Source organism: Roseofilum sp. SBFL, assembly GCF_017746885.1.
In the GTDB taxonomy this organism is placed as follows: Bacteria; Cyanobacteriota; Cyanobacteriia; order Cyanobacteriales; family Desertifilaceae; genus Roseofilum.
Window position 1 is genome coordinate 1 of the sequence record NZ_JAGHZH010000071.1, and the last position, 3,907, is coordinate 3,907.

The following is a 3,907-nucleotide window of genomic DNA, read 5'->3' on the forward strand; positions in this document are numbered from 1 at the left end:
TCCAGCGATTTTTTGGGCAAGTAACCCTCTAACCTGATGCTATAGTTATGCGATCGCGACCATTGAGTTGAGGTTTTCAGCAAAATACTACCGAAAAAGGTCGCTATAGCCACCTTTGAGCTACCTTGTCACCCCTTGAGGGGGAGAAGACGATCCTCTCAAATTGTAACTGAATGAGGGATAGAAGAATGCTCTCCTACGGATTAAAATAAAGGGAAAACAGATGCTTAAACCTCATGCCTGAAACCCAATTGGAAGCCAAAAATGTATTCGGTGAACCGTTACAACCCTGTTGTACTGACCCCATGACGGGATATTATCGCACCGGATATTGCGAAACCGGGCCCGGAGATTTCGGTCTGCATGTGGTTTGTGCCCAAGTAACCGATGAATTTTTAGCCTATACTCGCGAACAGGGAAACGACTTAAGTACCCCCGTACCAGTGTATCAATTTCCCGGACTCAAAAGTGGCGATCGCTGGTGTTTATGTGCCTCCCGTTGGAAAGAAGCCCTCGAAGCTGGCGTTGCCCCTCCTGTTGTTCTATCCGCTACCCATCTCAATACCTTAGCCGTGATTCCCTTAGAATTGCTGAAAGACCATGCGATCGACCCAGAAGAGTAACCCTGAATGTAAGGTAGAATTATGGAGAAACTTTACGTTTGGGTCTCTCGTAGATTGTGGCTTTTGACAACACCTGTAAATTCCTGGCAACCCAAAACCCAATCAGTTTTGTCCGTTTGCTGCTTCCCCAAGTCAATGCCAGTAATGTTCAAGTGATTAAAACTGAACTCTCTACTGAACCGGTTCGTGCTGACTCCCTAATCTTACTCAAAGCAGCCGATACGATTCTTCATCTGGAATTTGAGCGCATTCCTAAAGCTGACCCACCTTTACCAGAGCGGATGATCGACTATTGGTTAAGGCTCTATCGCAAATATCACTGTACCATTGAACAAGTGGTCATTTTCCTCAAACAGACTACTTCACCTGACGTTTATATCGATCGCTTCCAAGTCCAAAATACCCTTCACAAATATCGTGTCCTCCGTCTGTGGGAACAAGATCCTACTCCCTTCCTCAGTGATGCTGCTCTTCTCCCTTTAGCCCCTCTGACTCGTAGCAATGCGCCGCGAGATCTGCTACAACAGGTAGCAGAGGCCACGCGCAAAATTCCTGACCCCAATCAACGCAAAGAAATCATCGCCTGTACTGCTATTATGTCTGGACTCATTCACAACCCGGAAATTATTCAAGACCTCTTCCGCGAAGACCTACTAGAAGACTCTTCTTTCTATCAATTCATCCTGCAAAAAGGTCGCCAAGAAGGTCTTAAACAAGGTCGCCAGGAAGCGGTCTTCATGATGTTACGTCAGAAAATTGGTACGATCGCAGCAGAGACAGAAGAGAAAATTTATAATTTGTCGTTTACCCAACTCCAAGCGTTAATGGAAGCAATGCCTAACTTCCAAGAACAGCAGGACTTAACGGAATGGCTCGCTAGTATCCCTCAATGACCGTTGATGACGCATTAAGCTTGCCCCATCACTCGCAACATCAATTTTCTGGTCAGTCCCCAATTCCGTCTGATGAGCTGAGTTTGTTCTAATAGCCATATGATAGCTTAGATAACAGGCCGTTTTAATTCATCTAAAGCCTATGGTGACTGATACAGGCGATCGCACAACTCTCACGCTCAGTGTGGCAGACCGACTCAATTTTTTAACCAAGCTGGTCATCTTCCAAGATCTCGCTCAAACGGAGTTCATAGAACAGTTAGCGACTCATTTAGAAGAGGTGCAGTTTCCCGCAGACCATACCATTTTTGCTCAGGGCGATCGCGGCGATTTACTCTATATTCTCTTTTCTGGTCGGGTCAAAGTCCATTTTGATGACGTGCAACTGGCAGAACTGACCCCTGGATCTTATTTTGGTGAAATGGCGATCTTTGAATCCCGGCCGCGATCGGCCTCTGTAACAACCCTAGAACCCTGTCAATGTCTGGTCTTAACCCAAGAACAAGTTTATCAAGCCATTAAAGAACGGCCCAAAGTAGCGATACAAATGATTAATGTTCTCTGCCAACGAGTGCGTAAACTCAATCGCCTCTTTGGGGCATCGGAAGACTTATTTTATAACCAGGTACAACAGCAAGTTTTATCATGATCTCTACACAATCTCTAGAACGGCTTAAAGATATTCCCATCTTTGGCAATATTGAAGCTAAAGATGATAGTTTTTTAGCAGAAATTGCTAATCAATTGGGAGAAATCGAATTTCCCGCAGGTCACACCATTTTCCGTCAAGATGAAATTGGCTCTTATCTCTATATTCTGGTCTCTGGACAGGTAGAAGTCCATCTCGGCGGTCTCAGACTAGCCCAGTTCAACCCCGGTGACTATTTTGGGGAAATGTCAGTTTTAGATTCCCAATCCCATTCGGCTTCTGTGACGGCGATAGAACAGTGTAAGTGTTTGGTGCTATCCCAAAAACATCTTTATGAGGCGATCGAAAAATATCCAGAATTGGGATTAAATATTATTCGCATGTTGTGTCAACGAGTTCGCACCCTCAACCGTCATATCACGGCTTGGTTAAGAGGGTTGTTAACCATTGCTTGGGCAGATGGCGAATATAATCCAGAGGAAAAAGAGCTAATTGCTGAATTAATTAAGGACGAGTTAGGGACTAATCTCAATTTAGGTTCCCTGAAACCGATTACTGGCGAGGAATTGGCAGCCGTTTTAGGGCGCGAAACTTCTGTGGCAGAGAATTTTTTACGCACGGGCGTAATTATGGCTCTGGCTAATGGCACCTATTCAGAGGAGGAAGATCGGGTATTGCAAGAGTATTGTGCAGCCCTAGAACCATCAAATGAAGTATTAGATGTCCTGAAGTTTTTATTGATTACTTCAGAAACTTTACCGGAGCAAAAACGCCAAGCACTCATGGAAAAGTTGCAACAGACTTTTCCGGAAGGAGATGTTTTATATCCGGTACGCCAGTGGTTAGATGGCTTGGATATTAATACGCCTTATATGGCTAGGTTCCTTTGTAAAATGATTCCACCCCAATGCCCGTTTGAACGGGATATTAAACTGTTTGGCCATAAAATTGTCCATATTCCACCGATGTGTAAGTTAAATCCCCTCTATGAGCAGTTGGTAGGGTTGCGTTTCCGCGCTCTGTCCTATCTTGCGGATGATTGTCAGGAGGATATTTCTCGATATATTTAACTTGAGTTGGGGGAAATGAGGATTTTGTGTTCTCTCCCCATATCCCTCTCCTGTCACTCTCCGAAAAGCTTTAGCTTTTCGGAATCGTAGACGGTGTGGATGCGTTTTGAGGACTACTGTGCAGCCAACACACAGCCGTTTTGGTTGCCGACCAGGGCAATGCCAGGACCGCCAGGCATCTGGTTTTGCCAGGTTTGCGCCAGGGAGAACCGGCACCAGCGGCTATTTCCATCAGTCCCCTTGACCCAGGTGACAAAAAGGAAATCTTGACTCAGTGAGTCGTTAATATTATCAATCTGATCCTGTGGGGGATCAATCATCCAGATCTGCGGTGTGTTGGCCGGAAACCGAATCCGCAAATCATCGATCTCTTCGTTGCCGGTGTAACCATCTGCCCCCATCGTTGGATTCGGACTATTTGGCGGGTTGGGTAAGGCAGGAATATCTTGGGGGGCAGCTAGGCCCCTCACCGTCAAGTTTTGGCCAAGGATGTTATCTCCTGCTAGCGGGTACTCCGCAGCCTCCTTCTGAAAGGGCATCCCGTTGATGAGGGGAATCTCAAGGGGTGACAAGGAGGCTCAATGGTAGAGAGAGTGGTGGGTTGAGGAGGCGATCGGTAAAAGAGTAAAGTGGTCGTGTAGAGACCACAAAAATATAAAAATGCTTCCTCAA

5 protein-coding genes and 1 pseudogene are annotated in these 3,907 nt (G+C 45.9%); 5 read left to right on the plus strand and 1 reads right to left on the minus strand.

Features of this window, described 5'->3' with window-relative positions:
- Nucleotides 1-236: 236 nt before the first annotated feature.
- From J7545_RS08320 to J7545_RS23975, 5 genes and pseudogenes are all read left to right on the plus strand, one after another.
- Nucleotides 237-623, plus strand: a complete 387-nt coding sequence (locus J7545_RS08320; protein ID WP_318719431.1) for a DUF2237 domain-containing protein — start codon at nt 237-239, stop codon at nt 621-623.
- Nucleotides 624-679: 56 nt separating this feature from the next.
- Nucleotides 680-1,516 (plus strand): DUF4351 domain-containing protein, encoded by an 837-nt coding sequence (locus tag J7545_RS08325; RefSeq protein WP_318719432.1) that lies wholly within the window; start codon nt 680-682, stop codon nt 1,514-1,516.
- Between the two features lie 142 nt (nt 1,517-1,658).
- Nucleotides 1,659-2,165, plus strand: a complete 507-nt coding sequence (locus J7545_RS08330) for a cyclic nucleotide-binding domain-containing protein (protein ID WP_318701870.1) — start codon at nt 1,659-1,661, stop codon at nt 2,163-2,165.
- Nucleotides 2,162-2,506, plus strand: a pseudogene (locus J7545_RS23970) (cyclic nucleotide-binding domain-containing protein); the annotation flags it as partial. The gene J7545_RS08330 and the pseudogene J7545_RS23970, both read left to right, overlap by 4 nt.
- A gap of 39 nt (nt 2,507-2,545) precedes the next feature.
- The gene (locus J7545_RS23975; RefSeq protein WP_413038679.1) at nt 2,546-3,235 is read left to right on the plus strand and encodes a Mo-dependent nitrogenase C-terminal domain-containing protein; all 690 of its coding nucleotides are present in this window, start codon (nt 2,546-2,548) and stop codon (nt 3,233-3,235) included.
- 113 nt (nt 3,236-3,348) lie between these two features.
- On the opposite strand, the gene J7545_RS08340 is transcribed toward J7545_RS23975, so the two are convergent.
- Nucleotides 3,349-3,636, minus strand: a complete 288-nt coding sequence (locus J7545_RS08340) for a hypothetical protein (protein ID WP_318701872.1) — start codon at nt 3,634-3,636, stop codon at nt 3,349-3,351.
- Nucleotides 3,637-3,907 lie beyond the last annotated feature (271 nt).